Annotated in this window: 18 protein-coding genes; 8 read left to right on the top strand and 10 right to left on the bottom strand. The window is 63.6% G+C overall.

Annotation, left to right across the window (positions count from 1 at the left end; all coding sequences use genetic code 11):
- The first annotated feature begins 192 nt into the window (after positions 1 to 192).
- Positions 193 to 2,844, top strand: coding sequence for a DUF6600 domain-containing protein (locus AC57B1_RS35105; protein WP_496420000.1), 2,652 nt, complete (start codon positions 193 to 195; stop codon positions 2,842 to 2,844).
- A 101-nt stretch (positions 2,845 to 2,945) separates the two neighbouring features.
- On the opposite strand, the gene AC57B1_RS35100 is transcribed toward AC57B1_RS35105, so the two are convergent.
- Positions 2,946 to 3,917, bottom strand: coding sequence for a thymidylate synthase (locus AC57B1_RS35100; RefSeq protein WP_496419999.1), 972 nt, complete (start codon positions 3,915 to 3,917; stop codon positions 2,946 to 2,948).
- A 254-nt stretch (positions 3,918 to 4,171) separates the two neighbouring features.
- A complete protein-coding gene (locus tag AC57B1_RS35095; RefSeq protein WP_408186927.1) occupies positions 4,172 to 5,566 on the bottom strand; it encodes a sigma-54 dependent transcriptional regulator in 1,395 nt (464 codons plus the stop codon).
- 537 nt (positions 5,567 to 6,103) lie between these two features.
- On the opposite strand from AC57B1_RS35095, the gene AC57B1_RS35090 reads away from it, so the two are divergent.
- Both AC57B1_RS35090 and AC57B1_RS35085 read left to right on the top strand, forming a co-directional pair.
- A complete protein-coding gene (locus tag AC57B1_RS35090; RefSeq protein ID WP_496419998.1) occupies positions 6,104 to 6,580 on the top strand; it encodes a hypothetical protein in 477 nt (158 codons plus the stop codon).
- Positions 6,581 to 6,743: 163 nt separating this feature from the next.
- Complete coding sequence (locus AC57B1_RS35085) at positions 6,744 to 7,244, top strand: dihydrofolate reductase (protein ID WP_091792491.1); 501 nt, start codon at positions 6,744 to 6,746, stop codon at positions 7,242 to 7,244.
- A gap of 145 nt (positions 7,245 to 7,389) precedes the next feature.
- On the opposite strand, the gene pmbA is transcribed toward AC57B1_RS35085, so the two are convergent.
- Complete coding sequence (gene pmbA / locus AC57B1_RS35080) at positions 7,390 to 8,760, bottom strand: metalloprotease PmbA (RefSeq protein ID WP_091792490.1); 1,371 nt, start codon at positions 8,758 to 8,760, stop codon at positions 7,390 to 7,392.
- 253 nt (positions 8,761 to 9,013) lie between these two features.
- Between pmbA and yjgA the strand changes: the two genes are divergently transcribed.
- The gene (gene yjgA, locus AC57B1_RS35075) at positions 9,014 to 9,628 is read left to right on the top strand and encodes a ribosome biogenesis factor YjgA (protein WP_091800163.1); all 615 of its coding nucleotides are present in this window, start codon (positions 9,014 to 9,016) and stop codon (positions 9,626 to 9,628) included.
- The gene (gene mog, locus AC57B1_RS35070) at positions 9,609 to 10,265 is read left to right on the top strand and encodes a molybdopterin adenylyltransferase (RefSeq protein ID WP_091800160.1); all 657 of its coding nucleotides are present in this window, start codon (positions 9,609 to 9,611) and stop codon (positions 10,263 to 10,265) included. The genes yjgA and mog overlap by 20 nt, the downstream gene beginning before the upstream one ends.
- A 196-nt stretch (positions 10,266 to 10,461) precedes the next feature.
- Here mog and orn read toward each other — a convergent pair whose 3' ends face one another.
- Entirely contained in the window at positions 10,462 to 11,073 is a 612-nt protein-coding gene (gene orn / locus AC57B1_RS35065) for an oligoribonuclease (RefSeq protein WP_496419997.1), read from the bottom strand.
- A gap of 168 nt (positions 11,074 to 11,241) precedes the next feature.
- Here orn and AC57B1_RS35060 point away from each other — a divergent pair, with 168 nt between their 5' ends.
- Genes AC57B1_RS35060 through AC57B1_RS35050 form a run of 3 tightly spaced genes read left to right on the top strand, consistent with a single transcriptional unit; the run spans position 11,242 to position 13,770 of the window.
- Entirely contained in the window at positions 11,242 to 12,501 is a 1,260-nt protein-coding gene (locus AC57B1_RS35060; RefSeq protein WP_496419996.1) for a M48 family metallopeptidase, read from the top strand.
- A complete protein-coding gene (gene rsgA / locus AC57B1_RS35055) occupies positions 12,498 to 13,448 on the top strand; it encodes a ribosome small subunit-dependent GTPase A (protein ID WP_496419995.1) in 951 nt (316 codons plus the stop codon). Before AC57B1_RS35060 ends, rsgA begins: the two co-directional genes overlap by 4 nt.
- Before the next feature lies 1 nt (position 13,449).
- Positions 13,450 to 13,770 carry a putative signal transducing protein gene (locus tag AC57B1_RS35050; RefSeq protein WP_408353779.1) on the top strand — a complete coding sequence of 107 codons (321 nt, stop codon included), beginning with the start codon at positions 13,450 to 13,452 and terminating at the stop codon, positions 13,768 to 13,770.
- Positions 13,771 to 13,874: 104 nt separating this feature from the next.
- On the opposite strand, the gene AC57B1_RS35045 is transcribed toward AC57B1_RS35050, so the two are convergent.
- From AC57B1_RS35045 to rpsP, 6 genes are all read right to left on the bottom strand, one after another.
- On the bottom strand, positions 13,875 to 14,813 hold the full coding sequence (locus AC57B1_RS35045) for a CobD/CbiB family protein (protein ID WP_408186922.1): 939 nt from the start codon (positions 14,811 to 14,813) through the stop codon (positions 13,875 to 13,877).
- Positions 14,814 to 14,927: 114 nt separating this feature from the next.
- Positions 14,928 to 15,650, bottom strand: a complete 723-nt coding sequence (locus AC57B1_RS35040) for a CoA pyrophosphatase (protein WP_496419994.1) — start codon at positions 15,648 to 15,650, stop codon at positions 14,928 to 14,930.
- 93 nt (positions 15,651 to 15,743) lie between these two features.
- Positions 15,744 to 16,130 (bottom strand): 50S ribosomal protein L19, encoded by a 387-nt coding sequence (gene rplS / locus AC57B1_RS35035; RefSeq protein ID WP_020069334.1) that lies wholly within the window; start codon positions 16,128 to 16,130, stop codon positions 15,744 to 15,746.
- 157 nt (positions 16,131 to 16,287) lie between these two features.
- Positions 16,288 to 17,055: a tRNA (guanosine(37)-N1)-methyltransferase TrmD gene (gene trmD, locus AC57B1_RS35030; protein WP_408181087.1), complete on the bottom strand. Its 768-nt coding sequence runs from the start codon at positions 17,053 to 17,055 to the stop codon at positions 16,288 to 16,290.
- A 24-nt stretch (positions 17,056 to 17,079) separates the two neighbouring features.
- On the bottom strand, positions 17,080 to 17,808 hold the full coding sequence (gene rimM, locus AC57B1_RS35025; RefSeq protein ID WP_496419993.1) for a ribosome maturation factor RimM: 729 nt from the start codon (positions 17,806 to 17,808) through the stop codon (positions 17,080 to 17,082).
- Between the two features lie 132 nt (positions 17,809 to 17,940).
- On the bottom strand, positions 17,941 to 18,195 hold the full coding sequence (gene rpsP, locus AC57B1_RS35020) for a 30S ribosomal protein S16 (protein ID WP_007180912.1): 255 nt from the start codon (positions 18,193 to 18,195) through the stop codon (positions 17,941 to 17,943).
- Between the last annotated feature and the right edge of the window lie 61 nt (positions 18,196 to 18,256).

The raw sequence follows: 18,256 nt of genomic DNA, 5'->3' as shown, positions 1-18,256 counted from the left end.
ACAGGCCTGAAGGTCCGTCGCGCTTACAGGACATCGGCAATCCGCTTACGAATAACCTATCGAGACCTTTTTCGAGATCTTTTGTTACACGGTGGCAAGGCGGCCTTACAAAAGTGGGGGCCTTGAAACAATCGCCACGGGTAGAGTGACTGCACGGATGCCGCAAGATGCCGCGTTCGTCGGAGATAAATCATGAGAACAGTCACCCCTCGCCACCATTCGAACCGCCGGGTCATCGGCTATACGCTGATCGCAGCCGCCACGTTCCTGTTCGCGGCTCAAGCCACCTTGGCGCAGGAAATCCAGGAAGCGCCTCAAGGCGTCGCCGCCACGCAGAACACCGATCCACCCGGCCGCGTCGCGCGCCTGAACTACACGGCGGGCACCGTGACCACGGAACCGGCCGGCGCCACCGACTGGTCCTACGCGCAAATCAACCGCCCGCTCACCACCGGCGATCAGCTGTGGAACGATCAGAACGCCCGCTCGGAGCTGCACATCGGCTCGACCGCGGTGCGCCTCGGCCAGTCCACCAGCCTCGACCTGCTGAATCTCGACGACAACAGTGCCCAGCTCAAAGTCGCTCAGGGCACGCTGTCGGCCCGCGTGCGGGAACTCGCGCCGGGCTCGTCCTATGAAATCGACACGCCCAATCTCGCGCTCGGCCTGAACGGACCTGGGGACTATCGCGTCGACGTCGCGCCGGACGGCAGCAGCACCACCGTCACCGTGCGCAGCGGCAGCGCGACGGTGTACGGCGACAACGGCCAGGTGCCGGTTGCGGCCGGCCAGCAGATCCGCTTTGGCGGCACCAACCTCCAGCAGATCGCCGACAATGGTGCGCCCGGCCTCGACGGTTTCGATCAATGGGCCGCGAGCCGCGACGCTGCCGAAGACCGCTCGGTCTCGGCGCGCTACGTATCGCGCGACATTCCCGGCTATCAGGATCTCGACGCCAACGGCACGTGGCAGAGCTCGCCGCAATACGGTGAAGTGTGGGTGCCGCGCGGTACGCCCGCCGGCTGGGCGCCGTATCACGACGGCCATTGGGTATGGCAGGCGCCGTGGGGCTGGACCTGGGTCGACGACGCGCCGTGGGGCTTCGCGCCCTACCACTACGGCCGCTGGGCTCAGGTCGACGACACATGGGCGTGGGTGCCGGGACCGGTCGCGGTCAGCGAGCCGCCCGTCTACGCACCCGCTCTCGTCGCCTTCGTGGGCGGCGGAGGCGGCGGCGTGAACTGGGGTGTCGATCTGGCGATCGGTGGAGCGGTAGCGGCGGGCGTCGCATGGTTCCCGCTCGGCCCGGGCGAGCCGTGGCACCCGCACTGGGGCGATCACGATCACTGGAGCCCCGGTTACTACAACCGCGTCAACCAGACGACGATCGTCAACAACTACAACCGCAACGTGAATGTGACCAACATTCACAACACGTATATCAACTACCGCGCGCCGGGCGGCGTGACCGCGATGCCGGCGACGGCCTTCGTACATGGTCAGCCGGTCGGACGCTTCGCCCAGAAGGTCGATCCGCGGCAATGGCGCAACGCGCAGATCAACCCCGGCGGCCCGGGAATCGCGCCGGTGCGGGAGAGTTTCGGCCCGGGTTTGCGCAATGCGAACTACCGGCCGCCTGCGGCGGTGATGGCGCGCCCGGTGGTAGCGACACGTAGTCCGGCGATGCCGGCGGCTTACCACGACAGCCTCGCTCAGCGGTTCGCGCAAAACGGCGGACGGGTGTCGGGCGCCGGCCAGCCTATCGTGCGGACTTCGGTGCCGGCGCATATGGCGGGCGGTCCGAGCGCGCTGCCAGTGCAGAACGTGCGGGTCGTGCAGTCGCATATCGCGGGACGTGCGCCTGGGATGGCGGCGGGCGCGCCGGGTGGGCCTGGCGCCGGACAGCAGATGGGACAGCGGCCGGGTGAAGGTCCGCGTGGCGGCATGCAGCAGGCTGGGCAGCAACCGGGTGAGGCGCCGCATGGCGGCATGCAGCAGGCTGGGCAGCGGCCGGGTGAGGCGCCGCGTGGCGGCACGCAGCAAGCTGGACAGCGGCCAGGCATGGCGCCGCAAATGGCAAACCAGCGCCCGGAGCCTCAAGAGGCGCAACGTCCGTCGAACGGTGTGCCGCGTCCGCCGCAAGCGAACGGCGGCAACCCGGGCGGCAACCCAGCGGCGTGGGCGCAGCAACAGCAGCGCGGCATGCCGCAACAGGCAGGTCAGCAGCCGGCCATCAACGAACGCCACGAGCCGGCCTGGACACAGCCGCACACGCCGATGGCCCAGCAGCACGGCGGTGCGCAACAACAGGCTGGGCGGCCGGATCCCGCTCCACAGCACGGCGCTCAGCCACAGGGAAGGCTGCCGGAGACGGCGCAACAACAGCACGGCGCGGCGCATCCCACGGAAAACCCGGCCGTGCAGCAGCAACAGCAGCAGGCGCGCCAGCAGGGGCTTCATGCGCAGCCACAGCCGCAGGCGCAGATGCAACGTCAGCCTGAGCAGCAGATGCCGCGTCCAGCGGAAGTCCAGGCGCAACAACAACCGCGTCAGGAATATCATCCGCAGCCCATGCAGCAGGCGCCGCGTCAGGAGCCACGTCCTGAGCCGCGCCAGCAACAGGTGCAGCAACAGCCGCGGCCGGAGTTTCATCCGCAGCCTCAGCAGCAGCCCCGACAGCAACAGGCGCAGCAACAACCTCGGCCGGAGTTTCATCCGCAACCGCAGCAGCCGCGGCAGGAATCACGGCCGCCGCAGGCTCAGCAGCCGCATCCTCAAGCACAGCCGCAGCACGCCGAACAGCATTCAGGTGGCGGAAGCCGCGACGAGCATCACAAAGGCTGAGCACCTCCGGCTTGCGTTTGCAGCCTGCATGAGAAAACCCCCGCGATTCGCATCGCGGGGGTTTTTTCTTCATGCGGACCGGGCAGCTTGCCCGCCGACGCTCAAACGGCCATTGGCGCAGTGAGCGGCTCGTGATGCCGGTAGCCGACCAGCGAGAAATCCGACGGCTCGATCTTTTCGAGCCATTCCGGCTCGTACACGCCGGTTTTTGCGTACTCCGGCACGCGATCCGAAATCGCGAAAGCCGGGCTTTCGTACGGCTCGCGCGTGAGTTGCTGCTGCAACATGTCGAGCTGATTCTCGTAAACGTGCGCGTCACCGATGAAATAGGTGAACCACCGCGGCGTATAACCCGTCAGACGACCGACCAGGTGCAGCAACGCCGCGCCTTCGGTCAGATTGAACGGCGTCCCCAAGCCCACGTCATTGCTGCGGATATAAAGGCACAACGAAATTTCCTTGCGCACCACGTTCGGCACGAACTGGTAAAGCAGGTGGCAAGCCGGCAGCGCGATCTGATCCAGCACCGCGGGGTTCCACGCATGAAACAGAATGCGCCGGTCCGCCGGGTTCTGCATGATCGTGTCGAGGCATTGGCGCAACTGGTCGATCGCTTTGTACAGCAACACTTTGCGGCTGCCATCTTCTTCGAACTCGGTCACCACCTGGAAGCCGCGCGCGGTCGCGTCGGCAAGCTGCGCGCTCGCGTCTGCGTTCAACACCTTGTAGGCCGGCCACTGGCGCCACTGCACGCCGTACACGTCGCCGAGATCGTCCGGGCCTTCGCGATAGGGATTGGCGAGCCACTGCGGATTCTGGTTGGCGTTCGCGTCCCACACCTTGCAGCCGAGGTCGCGGAAATCCGCGGCGCTGCGCGAGGCGCGCAGAAACCCGACCAGTTCGCCCACGGCCGATTTGAACGCCAGCTTTTTCGTGGTGACCGCGGGAAAGCCTTGCTGAAGGTCGAAGCGCAACATGGCGCCCGGCATGCTGATCGTGCGGATGCCAGTGCGGTTCTCCTGCCACGTGCCGGTGTCGAGAATCGTGCGGACGAGGTCGAGGTATTGTTTCATTCGGGTTCCTTCGACGCGGCGCCTGCCGGATAGATCCGGGCGCCACGGGGATTGAGCGGAAAACCCGATTTTAACAAGCGCAGCCAGACGGCGCCCGGTTGGGGCGCGCGGCATTGAAATTATCTCGGGAAAAGGCGGACGCAGATGGCGCACCCGGACGGCGCGCCGCCGATCACAGCGCGGCTAATGCGCCCTGCATCAATCGCTGAAGTCGCTCTAATGGCCGGCGCAAACCACGCGGCCCGTCAAACGATTTACAGGTGCGGCACCGAAGCCGGCAAATCGCCGTGCGGCGAAGCCAGCGGCTCGCCCTCCATATGCCGCATGCCATGCGAGCACAAGAGCCGGTACAACGTGACGCGTGAGATGCCGAGTTCTTGAGCCGCGTCGCCCAAACGCCCGCGGTGACGCAACAGAGCCAGCTCGATCGCCTGACGTTCGGCCGCTTCGCGCGCCTGCGCGAGCGAGACCGGCACGATCTCCACATATTCGGCGAGCTCCAGATCGCGCGCCGTGATCGCGCGGCCTTCGGACATCACGATGGCGCGCCGCACCCGGTTGATCAGCTCGCGCACGTTGCCCGGCCAACCGTAGTTATGCAGTGCCGCGATCGCGTCCGGCGCGAAGCCGCGCAAGCGGCGGCTCGCATCTTTCTTGAAACGTTCCAGCATGTGCCGGGCAAGCAGTTCGATATCCTTACCACGCGCGCGAAGTGGAGGTTCGTCGATCTGCAGCACGCAGAGGCGGTGATACAGGTCGGAACGGAAACGGCCTTCGATCATCGCCGCCGTCATATCCACGTGCGTGGCCGAGATAATGCGCACGTCGACATCGACCGCGCCGTGCCCGCCCAGCCGCTCCACTTTGCGCTCCTGCAGAAAGCGCAGCAGGCTCGCCTGGCTTTCGAGCGGCAGATCGCCGATTTCGTCGAGAAAGAGCGTGCCGCCGTTGGCCGCTTCCACCCGGCCGATCTTGCGCTGATTGGCGCCGGTGAACGCGCCGCGCTCATAGCCGAACAGTTCGGATTGCAGCAGATGCGGCGGAATTGCGCCGCAGTTGATCGGCACGAACGGCGCGTTGCGCCGGGCCGAGCGTTCGTGAATCGCGACAGCGGTCAGTTCCTTGCCGGTGCCCGATTCGCCCGAGATGAACACGGGCGCATCCGTCATCGCCACTTTGCGGATCGAACGGAACAGCGCGAGCATGGCGTCGCACGAGCCGACCATTTCGCCTTCGGCGCCTTGCGATGCGTCGTTGGAAGCCGGCTCGCCCAAGGAAATCATGCCGTATGCGTGACCCACCGAGTCGACGATCCTGTCGCCCGAATACGGCACGGTCACATAGTCGAAACAATAGTCGCGTACGAGCCGGCGCAACGCGGCGTCCTGCAGCTGACCCGGCATGGTGGCCGCGACCCAGCCGACGTTCGGCATGGTCAGGCACGATTCGAACGCAGCGATTTCGTGTGGCTGAAAATCGCTAGAGAGATCGAGCAGGCCGCCCGCCGCCATTCCGGCGCGAACCGCCCGGCGCACGTCGCGCGCCGACCCCACCACTTCGACCTGCCAGCCGCGCTGATGAAACCGAGTATTCAGCTCCGCGCTCGGATCGCGCGAAACGTAAATCAGTTGTCGCGTTGCGGGTTCCATTATTCAGATCCTCTCGTCAACGAACGTTAAGGATGACGCACGCACCTGAACCGAATTCAGACACGCTGACTCATTCGGGATTCGCGAAATAGCAAAAACCGAACGGGCATTCCATTCCGTGCGGACAGCTGATCCCCAAGAAAGCGGCGTGTGTGTGATTGAGACGGCCCTTTGGTGGGCTTTTTTAAATCTGCAGCTCTTTTCTGAGAGCTTACTATACGCGCGGCGCTTGGAAAACAGTTATGCGAATTTAATCGTGCACTCCTTACCCAGCAAGGCTCTACGGGCAATAAACGGTTATTCAGCCGACGAATAAAAGATTAGTGGAAGCGCTTTCCCAAGCGGAGAGCCAAGGTACTTCATACCGACTGAATTAACAAATTATAGGTATTTCCTGCATGTCGTTTCAGCCCTGAAACGTTTTTGTTCAAATTCTCAAACATTGCTTCGCGCTTTTGCTTCACCTCCTGATGCACCAATGGATTGCGAGTGATGGCACACGTTTCGCTAAAATGCCGTGCACCAAGGAGACACATCATGCGACTTGTTTTCCGCATCGATCTCACCCCCGTTACACCCCGCGCGGCCGATGGCGCTTCAATCGCGCTGACCACGGTCCTGTTTGGCGCCCATGCGCAGGACGCGGAACCGGCCCAATCCGCCCATGCCGGTGCGGCCGCTTCCTCCGAGGCCACGATCACGCGAGCCGGCTCCTCCGATGCGAGGGCGCGCACCGCCGCCGCCTTTCGTCAGGTCGCGAACTCGCTCAGTATTTCGGCCGATGCTGCATCCATGAACGATTTTTCGCTCGACGACCGGATGCTCCCGCAGCCACGCGGCAGCGCCGTCGGCATGGTGATGGTGGCCGCCACGCCGCAGTTCATGCGCGACAACAGTGGCGGCTGCAGCAACGTGACACTGTGGGACGAGATCGCCCCGCCCTCGCCGTTACCCATCCCTATCGACGCGGCACGCGCGGCCCACGGCAACGTCGGCACTTACCAAAGAAAGTAGCCCGAACAAATTAGCGATGCAAACAGGGCTGGCGGTGCAGCGAACACACCGCAACTGGCCCGGCAACGCCCGCGAATCTTTGCCGCTGGCTCGCCACCCGCCTCGGCGGCATGGCCTTGCGCGTCAGGTAGAATTGGTCCGGTTACGTTCCCCTTTCCATTCGATGACGACGCTCACCCTGATCGTCGCTCGCGCCAATAACGGCGTGATCGGCCGCGACAACCAGTTGCCCTGGCGACTTCCCGAAGACCTCGCGTTCTTCAAGCGCACCACCATGGGCGCGCCCATCATCATGGGCCGCAAAACGCACGAGTCGATCGGCCGGCCTTTGCCCGGACGCCGCAACATTGTCGTGACGCGGGATGCCGCGCGGCGCTTCCAGGGTTGCGACGCGGCCACGACGCTCGAAGAGGCGCTCAAGCTCGCCGCTCAGGATCAGGCGCCCGAAGCATTTCTGATCGGCGGCGCGCAGTTGTATGAGGAAGGGTTGCGGCAGGCGGACAAGCTCATCGTCACCGAGATTTCCGCCGACTTCGAAGGCGACGCCACCTTCCCCGAACTCGACGAAACCGAGTGGGAAGAAGTCGCGCACGAAACACACCGCGCGCATGCGCCGAACGACTTCGACTACGCGTTCGTGACGTACCGGCGCAAAGGCGTCTGAGACCGGCCCCCTTCAGGGGTAATCGTGCCCGCTCGAAGCAGACAGTCGCCGCCGAGCTGATACAAAAAAAACGCCACGCAATGACCTCGCGTGGCGTTTTCTCATCGAACGACGAACCGCCGGCTCGCCGGCTCGCGGCAAAATTTTACTGCCCGGCGATCGTCATGCGCTCGATCAGCACCGAGCCGGTTTTCTTGGTGCCGCGCGTGATCGTATCCGCGCCGATCGCCACGATGTGGTGGAACATCTCCTGCAGCGTGCTCGCCACCGTGATTTCCTCGACCGGATACTGGATCTTGCCGTTCTCGACCCAGAAGCCCGACGCGCCACGCGAGTAGTCACCCGTCACGTAGTTCACGCCCTGCCCCATCAGTTCGGTCAGCAGCAGGCCCGTGCCGAGCTTGCGCAACATTTCTTCGAAGTCGTCCTCGGGGCGTGTGTTGGAGCTCAGCAACGAGAGGTTGTGCGAGCCGCCCGCGTTACCGGTGGTCTGCATGCCGAGCTTACGCGCCGAGTACGTGGACAGGAAATAACCTTCCACCACGCCGTCTTTCACCACCGACCGCTTTTTGGTGCGCACGCCTTCTTCGTCGAACGGCGCGCTGCCCATGGCACGCGCGATATGTGGGTCTTCGAGCACCTGCACGTGCGGCGCGAACACCGGCTTGCCGAGGCTGTCGACGAGGAACGAGGTCTTGCGATACAGCGCGCCGCCGCTCGTGGCTTGCACGAACGCGCCGAGCAGGCCCGCGGCGAGCGGCGCTTCGAACAGCACCGGCACCTTGCGCGTATCCAGGCCGCGCGCGCCGATGCGCGCGAGCGCGCGTTGCGCCGCGTAACGGCCCACGGCTTCGGGATCGGCCAGTTCTTCGGCGCTGCGGGTCGACGTGTACCAGTCGTCGCGCTGCATGTTGCGGCCGCTGCCTGCAATCGGCGCGCACGCGATGTAGTGGCGCGAGTACGGATAACCCGCGAGGAAGCCGCGCGAGGTGGCCAGCACGAACTGCGAGTGCTGTGCCGAGACGCTCGCACCTTCCGAATTCTTGATCTGCGGATCGGTGGCGAACGCGGCGTCTTCCGAGCGGCGGGCAATTTCCACCGCTTCATCCGCAGACAGATTCCACGGGTGATAGAGATCGAGATCGCGCGGCGCCGTTTCCAGCAATTCGGCTTCGGCGAGACCCGCGCAGTCGTCTTCGGCCGTGAAGCGCGCGATGTTGTAGGCGGCCGCGACCGTGTCCTTCAAAGCCTGCGACGAAAAGTCCGAAGTGCTCGCGTTGCCGCGCTTGTTGCCGATGAACACCGTCACGCCGACCATCTTGTCGCGGTTGTGCTCGATCGTCTCGACTTCGCCGCGCCGCACGGAGACGGACAGGCCGTCGCCTTCGGAAATCTCGGTCGCCGCATCGGTACCGCCGAGCGACTTCGCGTGACGAAGGATGTCCGAGGCGATTTCCTTCAGCTCATCCTGGGTATGCGGAAAAAAGCGCTGCTTGACGTCCATGTCTGCTGCCATTGTCGTTGCCGTCCTGTTCGGGGCCGAGCGGCCCTGGGTGTGTTCGCTATGTTCGCACCGGTTACGCACATGCCTCACGCATGCGCGCGCCCGTGTCGGGTTATGCATCCCGCGATCATAGCAAGGTACGCGACGCCGTACCTGGCATTCGCAGCGCCTCGCCGTGCGCAGCACTGCGATCGCTTCGCAAGGCGTAATGCCTCGCGCGCGGCAGCACGGCGGGTAAGCGGGCGCGGCACGCTACAATATCGGTATGACACGCAAAACCCGCATCCAACCGATCGAATCCGCCGAGCCGGAAGTCGACGAAAACGGCTACGACCGTCCCAGCAAGTCTCAGCTCAAGCGCGAAATGCACGAGCTGCAGGAACTGGGCGCGGCGCTGATCGCGCTGCCCAAAGACGCGCTCAAACGCATGCCGATGCCCGAGAAGCTCGACGACGCCGTGCGCGAAGCGCGCCGCATCACCGATCACGAAGGCAAGCGCCGCCAGGTGCAGTACGTCGGCCGCGTGATGCGCTCGCTGCTGGACGAGGAAACCGCCGCGCTGCGCACCGCGCTCGACACCTATAACGGCGTCAACAAGGCGGAGACGGCCAAACTCCACTGGATCGAGCGCACCCGCGAAAAACTGCTCGCCGACGACGCCGCGCTGACCGATTTCATCCGCCAGCACCCGAACGCCGACCCGCAGCAGGGCCGCACACTGATCCGCAACGCGCGCAAGGAAGCGCAGCAGAGCAAGCCGCCGCGCTACTTCCGCGAACTGTTCCAGTGGATCAAGAACGCGGACGGCCCGTCCGCGCAGACCGATTCCGACGCCGACGACGCCCTGGACGACGATGACGATGACGACCGCGACGCATGATCACGCAGGCAAGCCGGCACGCAATCACCCCGACGAAATCCTGATCGGTCTCGTGTCGATCAGCGACCGCGCCTCCACCGGCGTGTACGAGGATAAGGGCCTTCCGGCCTTGCAGGAATGGCTCGGCGCGGCCCTGACCTCACCGTGGCAAGTGGTCACCCGTCTGATTCAGGACGATGCGCCGACCATTTCCGCCACGCTGACCGAACTGGTCGACGAGGTCGGCTGCGATCTGGTGCTGACGACCGGCGGGACCGGCCCGTCACGCCGCGACGTGACGCCCGAGGCGACGCTTGCGGTCGCAACAAAGGAAATGCCGGGTTTCGGCGAGCAGATGCGGCAGATCAGCCTGAATTTCGTGCCGACCGCGATTCTGTCGCGCCAGGTCGCCGTGATCCGCGAAACCGCAGAGCACGCAGCGCTGATCATCAATCTGCCGGGGCAGCCGAAGTCGATCAAGGAAACGCTGGAAGGTTTGCGCGACGCCGAAGCGGGCGGTGCAGTGAAGGTGCCGGGCATTTTCGCCGCGGTGCCGTACTGTATCGATCTGATCGGCGGCCCCTATGTGGAAACCAACGCCGACGTGGTGAAGGCGTTCCGGCCGAAGAACGCGCAGCGCGCGCCCAAGTCTGCATAGGCTGGAATCACGGCGCGGATTGGCCGCTGTGATTTGGCCGTCTGGCTTCGATCCGGAGCTTCGGTTTTGAGTCGCGCTCTGGCGCAGGGAACTGGCAGGCGCCAGTCAGCCGCGACCAGCGAGGTGCGCCCAGCCGGAAGGCGGCGCCGCGCCGGCCAGCCACCGGCGCGTTACGCGTCGAAGCAGATCAGCCCCGTTATTCCGCGCCGCCGGCGGCGTCCGGCGCCGACGGGATCAGGAAGTGCTCGCGGTAGTACTTCAGTTCGTCGATCGACTCGTGAATATCGGCCAGCGCCGTGTGCATCGCGCGCTTCTGGAAACCCTTGTAGATGGCTGGCTGCCAGCGGCGGCACAGCTCCTTCAACGTGCTGACGTCGAGATTGCGGTAATGGAAGAAGCGCTCCAGGTCCGGCATCCAGCGCGCCATGAAGCGGCGGTCCTGGCAGATCGAGTTGCCGCACATCGGCGATTTGCCGGGCGGCACGAAGACGCTCAGGAAATCGCGGATTTGCTCGGTGGCGTCGGTCTCGCTCACCGTGGACGCCTTCACCCGGTCGATCAGCCCCGAACGGCCATGGGTGTTCTGATTCCACTGATCCATTTTGGCGAGCGTCTCGTCGCTCTGGTGAATCGCCAGAACCGGACCTTCGACGAGGCGGTCGAGCGTCGAATTCGTCACCACCACCGCGATTTCGATGATGCGGTCGGAATCGGGTTCGAGCCCGGTCATTTCCATGTCCAGCCAGACGAGATTCATGTCGCTGCGCACGAGCGGCGGCTGTTCGGTGGATGCGAGGATGTCAGTCATGAAGGCAACCTTGATGGCCGGGCAAACGGCTTGTCAGCAAGCCCGCCTGCCGCGGCGATTGTTCGTTTGAGATTGGATTAGGCTGGTGCGAGCCGGTTTGGACTCACCTTCCCGCCGCGAGGCAGGAAGAAACATATAATTCTCGCATAGATACCACGGAATCCCCGGATGCCTACCCTGTACTTCACCGTTCTGTTCGTCGTCGCCGTCGTGGCGATGGTCGGCACCAAACTGTGGCTCGCGTCGCGGCAGATCCGCTTCGTGGCCCAACATCGCGAGCAGGTGCCGAGCCAGTTCGCCGGCACCATCGCGCTCACCGCGCACCAGCGCGCCGCCGACTACACCGTCGAGCGCACGCGTCTGACCATGATCGAGATCGTCGTCAGCGCGGCCGTGCTGATCGGCCTTACGCCGCTCGGTGGCGTGCAGGCGCTCGATCTGGGCATTTCCGACTGGCTCGGCCGCGGATACATCGGGCAGATCGCGCTGGTCGCCGCGGTGATCGCGATCACCAGCGTGGTCGACCTGCCGTTCGACTACTACCGGCAGTTCGTGGTGGAACAGCGCTTCGGCTTCAACCGCATGAGCCGCGGCATTTTCTTCGTCGACCGCCTGAAGGGCGTGTTGCTCGGCGCCGCGTTCGGCCTGCCGCTACTGTTCGTCGTGCTGTGGCTGATGAACCAGGCCGGCAGCCTCTGGTGGCTGTGGACATGGGTCGTGTGGGTCGTCTTCCAGATGCTCGTATTGGTGCTGTATCCGTCATTTATCGCGCCGCTCTTCAACAAGTTCGAGCCGCTCAAGGACGAAGCGCTGAAAAGCCGCATCGAAGCGCTGATGCAACGCTGCGGCTTCGCCGCCAAGGGTCTTTTCGTGATGGACGGCAGCCGCCGTTCCGCGCACGGCAACGCCTATTTCACCGGCTTCGGCGCCGCCAAGCGAATCGTGTTCTTCGACACGTTGCTCGCGCGCCTGTCGGGCAGCGAGATCGAAGCCGTGCTCGCGCATGAACTCGGCCACTTCAAACGCCGTCATGTGATCAAGCGCATGCTCGTTACCTTCGCGATCAGTCTCGTCATGCTCGCCCTGCTCGGCTGGCTCATGCAGTGCGTGTGGTTCTATGAAGGGCTAGGCGTGCGGCCGTCGCTGGTCGGCGGCAATAGCGGCCTCGCGCTGGTGTTGTTCTTCCTTGCGCTGCCGGTGTTCCTGTTCTTCGTCACGCCGCTCGGCAGCCTCAGCTCGCGCAAGCATGAGTTCGAAGCCGATGCGTTCGCCGCGACGCAGACCGACGCGCAAGATCTCGTCAACGCGCTCGTCAAGCTGTACGAGGACAATGCGTCGACCCTGACGCCCGATCCGCTCTACACCGCGTTCTACTACTCGCATCCGCCGGCGTCGCAGCGGATCGACCGCCTGCTGCGGCACGCATGAGCGGCCGCTCCCCGAAAGCGCCGCGCGCGCCGTCCAGCGCGCGTGTAGGCGGCCTCGTGGTGGCCGCGCATGGCCGCCACTATCTCGTCGCACCGGATGACGGCGGCGCCATGCTTCAATGCTTCCCGCGCGGCAAGCGCAGCGAGGTGGCGGTCGGCGATCACGTGATTTACGAACTGGCTTCGGTGGACCAAGGCGTGATCGTCGAGATCGGCGAACGGCGCAATCTGCTGTATCGCTCGGATCAGTACAAATCGAAGCTGTTCGCGGCCAACCTCGACCAGTTGCTGATCGTGCTCGCGACTGAACCGCACTTCAGCGAAGACCTGCTCGGCCGCGCGCTCGTCGCGGCCGAGGCAAACGAACTGAAGCCGTTGATCGTATTGAACAAGACCGACGTGACCGATGCGCTCGAAGGTGCGCGCAAACGGCTCGAGCCGTATCGCGCGTTGGGTTATACGGTCGTGGAGGTGTCGATCAAGACTCAGCCCGAGGCCGCACGTGCCGCGTTGATCGAACATCTGCATGGTCATTCCACGCTGCTACTCGGCCAGTCGGGTATGGGTAAATCCACACTCGTCAATCTGCTGATTCCCGATGCCGAAGTCGCCACGCGCGAAATTTCTACGGCGCTCAATAGCGGGCGCCATACGACGACTTTCACGCGTCTCTATCCGCTGCCGGACAGTGCGGACGGCATAGGCGGTTCGTTGATCGACTCGCCGGGCTTCCAGGAATTCGGCCTGCATCATCTGACCGAGGGCCGGCTCGAGCGCGCGTTTCCCGAGTTCAGGCCGTTGCTGCCGAACTGCCGCTTCTACAACTGCCATCACTTGCATGAGCCCGGTTGCGCGATCCTCGAAGCGGTCGCGGACGGCCGCATCCGCCCCGAACGGCATGCGCTGTATGCGCAACTCGTGCACGAAGCCAGCCAGATCGTGCGCTGATATGAAACTGATGCGCGCGCCGAATCTGATCATCGGGCAGCACTGGGTCAATGTGCTGGCGACCGCGGGCATTGCTTGCGAGTTGCACAACCGTTATCTGAACGGCGCGCTCGGCGATATTCCAGCGGATCAGTGCTCGCCGGAGCTTTGGCTCGTCGATGACCGTGATGAGGCGATGGCGCGAAGGTTGATCGATGCAGCCTCGCACGGGCCGGCGGCGGGGACGCCCGGCTGGCGGTGTCGGCACTGTGGTGAGACGCTCGAGGCACAGTTTACGGTGTGCTGGCAGTGCGGGACGGCGCGCGATCCGCGGGATGGGTGATTCCGTACGAGATCGGTGTCAGCTTATTTCAGGATGAGTTGCAGGCATAAAAAAACCGGACGTTGTCCGGTTTTTTTATGCCAATCAGGATCAGCTAAGCGACTTTAAGCCAGCCACACTGCAATCGTCAGCATCAACAGCAGAATCATCCACAGCACCACCGCGCGCCACACCAACCCGACAGCCGATTGCAGCGTGCGCGGCGTGCAGTCGTCGCCGACCTGCATCGGGCCGCCGTCGCCGGTGGCTAACGCGTCGAGACTCGACGGCTCGGCAAGCGGCCCGCTCAAACGTGCGCCCAATGCACCACTGCCTGCGGCCAGCAACACGCCGTCGTTCGCATCCGGCCACTGGCGCGCATGATTGCGCCATGCATAAATCGCGTCTTCGAAATTGCCGACAATCGCAAAGCCCAGCGACGTCAGCCGCGCCGGCACCCAGTCGATCACGAAGAAGGCGCGCTGTGCGAAGCTCGAAAACGCAACCGTGCGATCGTCGACCGGACGTGCCCACGTGCGCGCCAGATACTCGGCAATCCGATATAGCACCGCGCCCGCCGGACCAACCGGAATCAGAAACCAGAAGAACACGCCGAACACATGCCGATGCGAAGCGACCACCGCATGAATCAGCGTATGACGCACGATTTCGCTGACGGGCATGTCGACGGTATCGAGTCCGGTCCATTCGTTCAGGATTTCACGCGCGTGCGGCACGTCGTCGTTATTCAACGCGAGGTGGATGTCCGTGAAGTAATGGCTGAACTGGCGAAAGCCGAGCGTGAAGTACAGCACCGCGACGTTCCACAGGAACGCCAGCGCGAAGTGAATGTGATACAGCACGTAGTAGACGAGCGCCACGGCCAACGTCCAGGGCACCACCACCACAAGCCAGGCGAGCAAGCCATGCTTCGGCTTGCCGGCATCGAATCCGTGCGCCGCCGATTCCGCATGGTATTGAAGCAACGCGGACACCGGATTATTCGGTGAAAGCGCACGCACCTGTTCAATGATCAGAGCCAGCAATACAGAGAAAAAAGTCATGCGATGCGCCGTGCTTTTCGAGTTTTACGATTGTTTTATAACGATAGCACAGGGTCGGATGCGACTGAGCGCAGTCGTTGACAAACACCCAACAACTGCACAGTCCCGTGCGGTTTACGCTGCGAGGAAGCGATAGAAGTTGCGCAGCATCGCCGCGGTTGCGCCCCAGATGAAGTAGTGACCACCGAGCGCGCTTCCGCTCTCCGCAGCCTGCGCCTCGGCCGACGCGGCGCGCGGATAGGGCATGGCGAAGAAGCGCCGCTCACCGCCCTCGTAGCGAAACACGCGCTCTTCGTGATGGGCGGGGTTCATGAGAAAGGCGAGTGGCACTTCGAAGACTTCGGCCACTTCGAGCGCGTCCGCTTTCACTGTGAACGGCGGATGCACGAGGCCGATTACCGGCGTCACGCGAAAACCAGTGCCCGTCAGGTAGTCCGGCAAGGCGCCGAGAATCTCCACGCGCGAGGGCGCAAGACCCACCTCTTCCTGTGCTTCACGCAGCGCGGTGGCGGTGGCGTCGGCATCGAAGGGTTCGTGACGGCCACCGGGAAAGCTCACCTGCCCCGCATGATCGTTCAGATGGTCGGCGCGCTGGGTCAGCAGCACGGTCAGGCCGCGCTCGCGCACCACCAGCGGCACCAGCACCGCGGCAACTCGCGGATCGGCATGCGTATCGCGCCACGGCGCTTCGACGATAGGTTCGGGAGTCCAGGCAAGGCGCTGCTCGAAGCGTGCGCGCAGGCCGTCAGGCGTGAGACGGTCGCCCGCCACCGGCGGCAGATCGGCGCCGGTCGCTTCGACAGGCAGAGTTTCAGGCTCAAAGACGGGGCGGATCAACGGGTCTCTCGAAATAAGCGGATAGGGGACATGCCGCTATTTTGACCTGGCAAACAAAAAAGCACCCGCGAGGGGTGCTTTTTCTTACAGCATTTACGCTTGGGAAGCAGCGCGGTCTTTCGAGACCAGCTTTTCCTTAATCCGGGCCGACTTGCCCGAACGGTCGCGCAGGTAGTACAGCTTCGCACGGCGCACGTCACCACGACGCTTGACGACGATGCTTGCCAGCAGCGGCGAGTACGTCTGGAACGTACGCTCGACGCCTTCGCCCGACGAAATCTTGCGGACGATGAACGACGAATTCAGACCACGGTTACGCTTGGCGATCACGACGCCTTCGTAAGCCTGAACACGCTTACGCGTACCTTCAACCACGTTCACGCTGACGATCACCGTATCGCCGGGAGCGAATTCGGGAATGGTCTTCTCGCCGAGGGCGCGCGCGATTTCTTCCTGCTCGAGTTTTGCAATCAGATTCATCACTGACTCCTAAGTCCATCTTGTCGGCGTTCGTACCTGCCTTGCACTAAGTTTCCTTATTGCGCTCGGCTACGGCCCCGATAGAGGATGGGTTCACATCAGGCGCCGTGCACGCATGCGCGGCGCCGCCTGGTGTCCGCTTGAAAGACCCAAGGCTTTACGCCTTCGACTCTTCCTTCGCGAGACTCGCAAGCCATGCCTCATCGGCACGGCTCAACATCTTGTTCTTTCTGGCCTTGACGATCAGATCCGGCCGTTTGTTCAACGTGTTGCGCAAGGCTTCACGCCGACGCCATGCTTCGATCTCCGCATGATGGCCGCCGAGCAGCACATCGGGCACACGCACACCGTCGTATTCCTCAGGGCGCGTGTAATGCGGGCAATCCAGCAGCACGTCGACAAAACTATCCTGCACCGCAGACTGCGAGTCGTTGAGCACGCCGGGCAACTGACGCACCACAGCATCCATCAACGCCATGGCCGGCAATTCTCCGCCAGACAGCACGAAGTCGCCAAGGCTGACTTCTTCGTCGACGACACGGTCGAGCAAACGCTGGTCGATCGCTTCATAGCGCCCGCACAACAGGATCAAGCCGGGTTCCGCCGCGAACTGCATGACACGGTCATGATTCAGCGTGGCGCCTTGCGGCGACATCATCACGACGCGCGACGCGCCGATACCCTGCTCCGCCTGCGCCGCTTTCGCCGCGCCGATCGCGTCTTCCAGCGGCTTGGCCAGCATGACCATGCCGGGTCCGCCGCCGTACGGGCGATCGTCGATTGTGCGGTAGTTGTCGGTCGTGAAATCGCGTGGATTCCACGTACGCAAACCGTAGCGCTCCTGTTTCGCCGCGCGACTGGTGATACCCCAGTCGGTCAGCGCACGAAACATGTCAGGAAAGAGCGTGACGACATCGAACTGCATCGCTCTCTCCGTTCAGCGAATGTTTTAATAATCGGCTTCCCAGTCGACAGTGATCTGCTTCGCCGCCTGGTCCACCGTTTTGACAAAGACGCCGACGAACGGGATCAAACGCTCGCCGGTGACCGGCTTGCCGCTTTTGTCGGTAGCCGGGTATTCGATACGCATCACCGAGTGCGCACCGTTGTCGATCATGTCTGCAACCTTGCCGAGATTGACCCCGGCAACGTTCACCACATCCAGGCCGAGCAGGTCGACCCAGTAGAATTCGTCGGCTTCGAGAGCCGGAAACTCGCTGCGGCTGATATAGACGCGGGAGCCGCGCAGTGCCAGCGCCACGTCGCGATCAGTGACGCCGCCCAGATGGGCCACCACACTATCGCTATGCGTTTTCGCTTGCAACGACGGCGCCGATTTGCGCTCCTGGCCTTTGAGCAGCCACCAGCGCTTCGCGCTCAGCAAAGCGTCGCCGCCATGTCCGGCATCCGCATGCGCGGCTACCTTGACCCAGCCTTTGAGGCCGTAAGCGTCGACGATTGCACCGACCTCGACCGCATCGGCCGGCCAGCTTTCCACCGTTTCCATGCGCATTTCTGCCGCACCAGAACCGGTGTTTGCAACATTGGCTTTCGCCTTGCCCTCGGCTTTTTCGACCGGCTTGCGGACGAATGCACCGAACGGCGCCTGATCAGACGTCTTCGCGCGCGGGGCTACTGCCTTGGCGCTACCTGAACTGCCGGAATCACGCTCAGACATAAGAGAACCTCGCTACCAGCTTCGACGCCTGCTTCAGCAAAACAACTCGCGCATCGGACTGCTCATTGGGCCGCTCACGCAAACCGCGAGAGCCGCCGGACGAACCGACGACGATACGCAGGCTAGCTACCATTAAGCAGCCGGCTGCGCCTTTGCAGCTTCCTTCACGAGACGCTCGACGGTCGGCGACAGTTGTGCGCCAACGCCTTGCCAGTACGTCAGGCGGTCTTGAGCGATACGCAGCGACTCACCCTTCGTAGCGACCGGGTTGTAGAAGCCAACGCGCTCGATGAAGCGGCCGTCACGACGGTTACGCGAATCGGTTGCGACGATGTTGTAGAACGGGCGCTTCTTGGAGCCGCCACGAGCCAAGCGGATGATGACCATACTAGAATCCTTGAAAACCGGGGTTCGGAACGACTGAAACACGCGATTATAGCGGGAAACC

The organism is Paraburkholderia sp. BGA-UO-ETr-F21, assembly GCF_059567925.1.
Note: the sequence above shows the minus strand (reverse complement) of the source record. Positions and strands in the feature narration are given on the sequence as shown.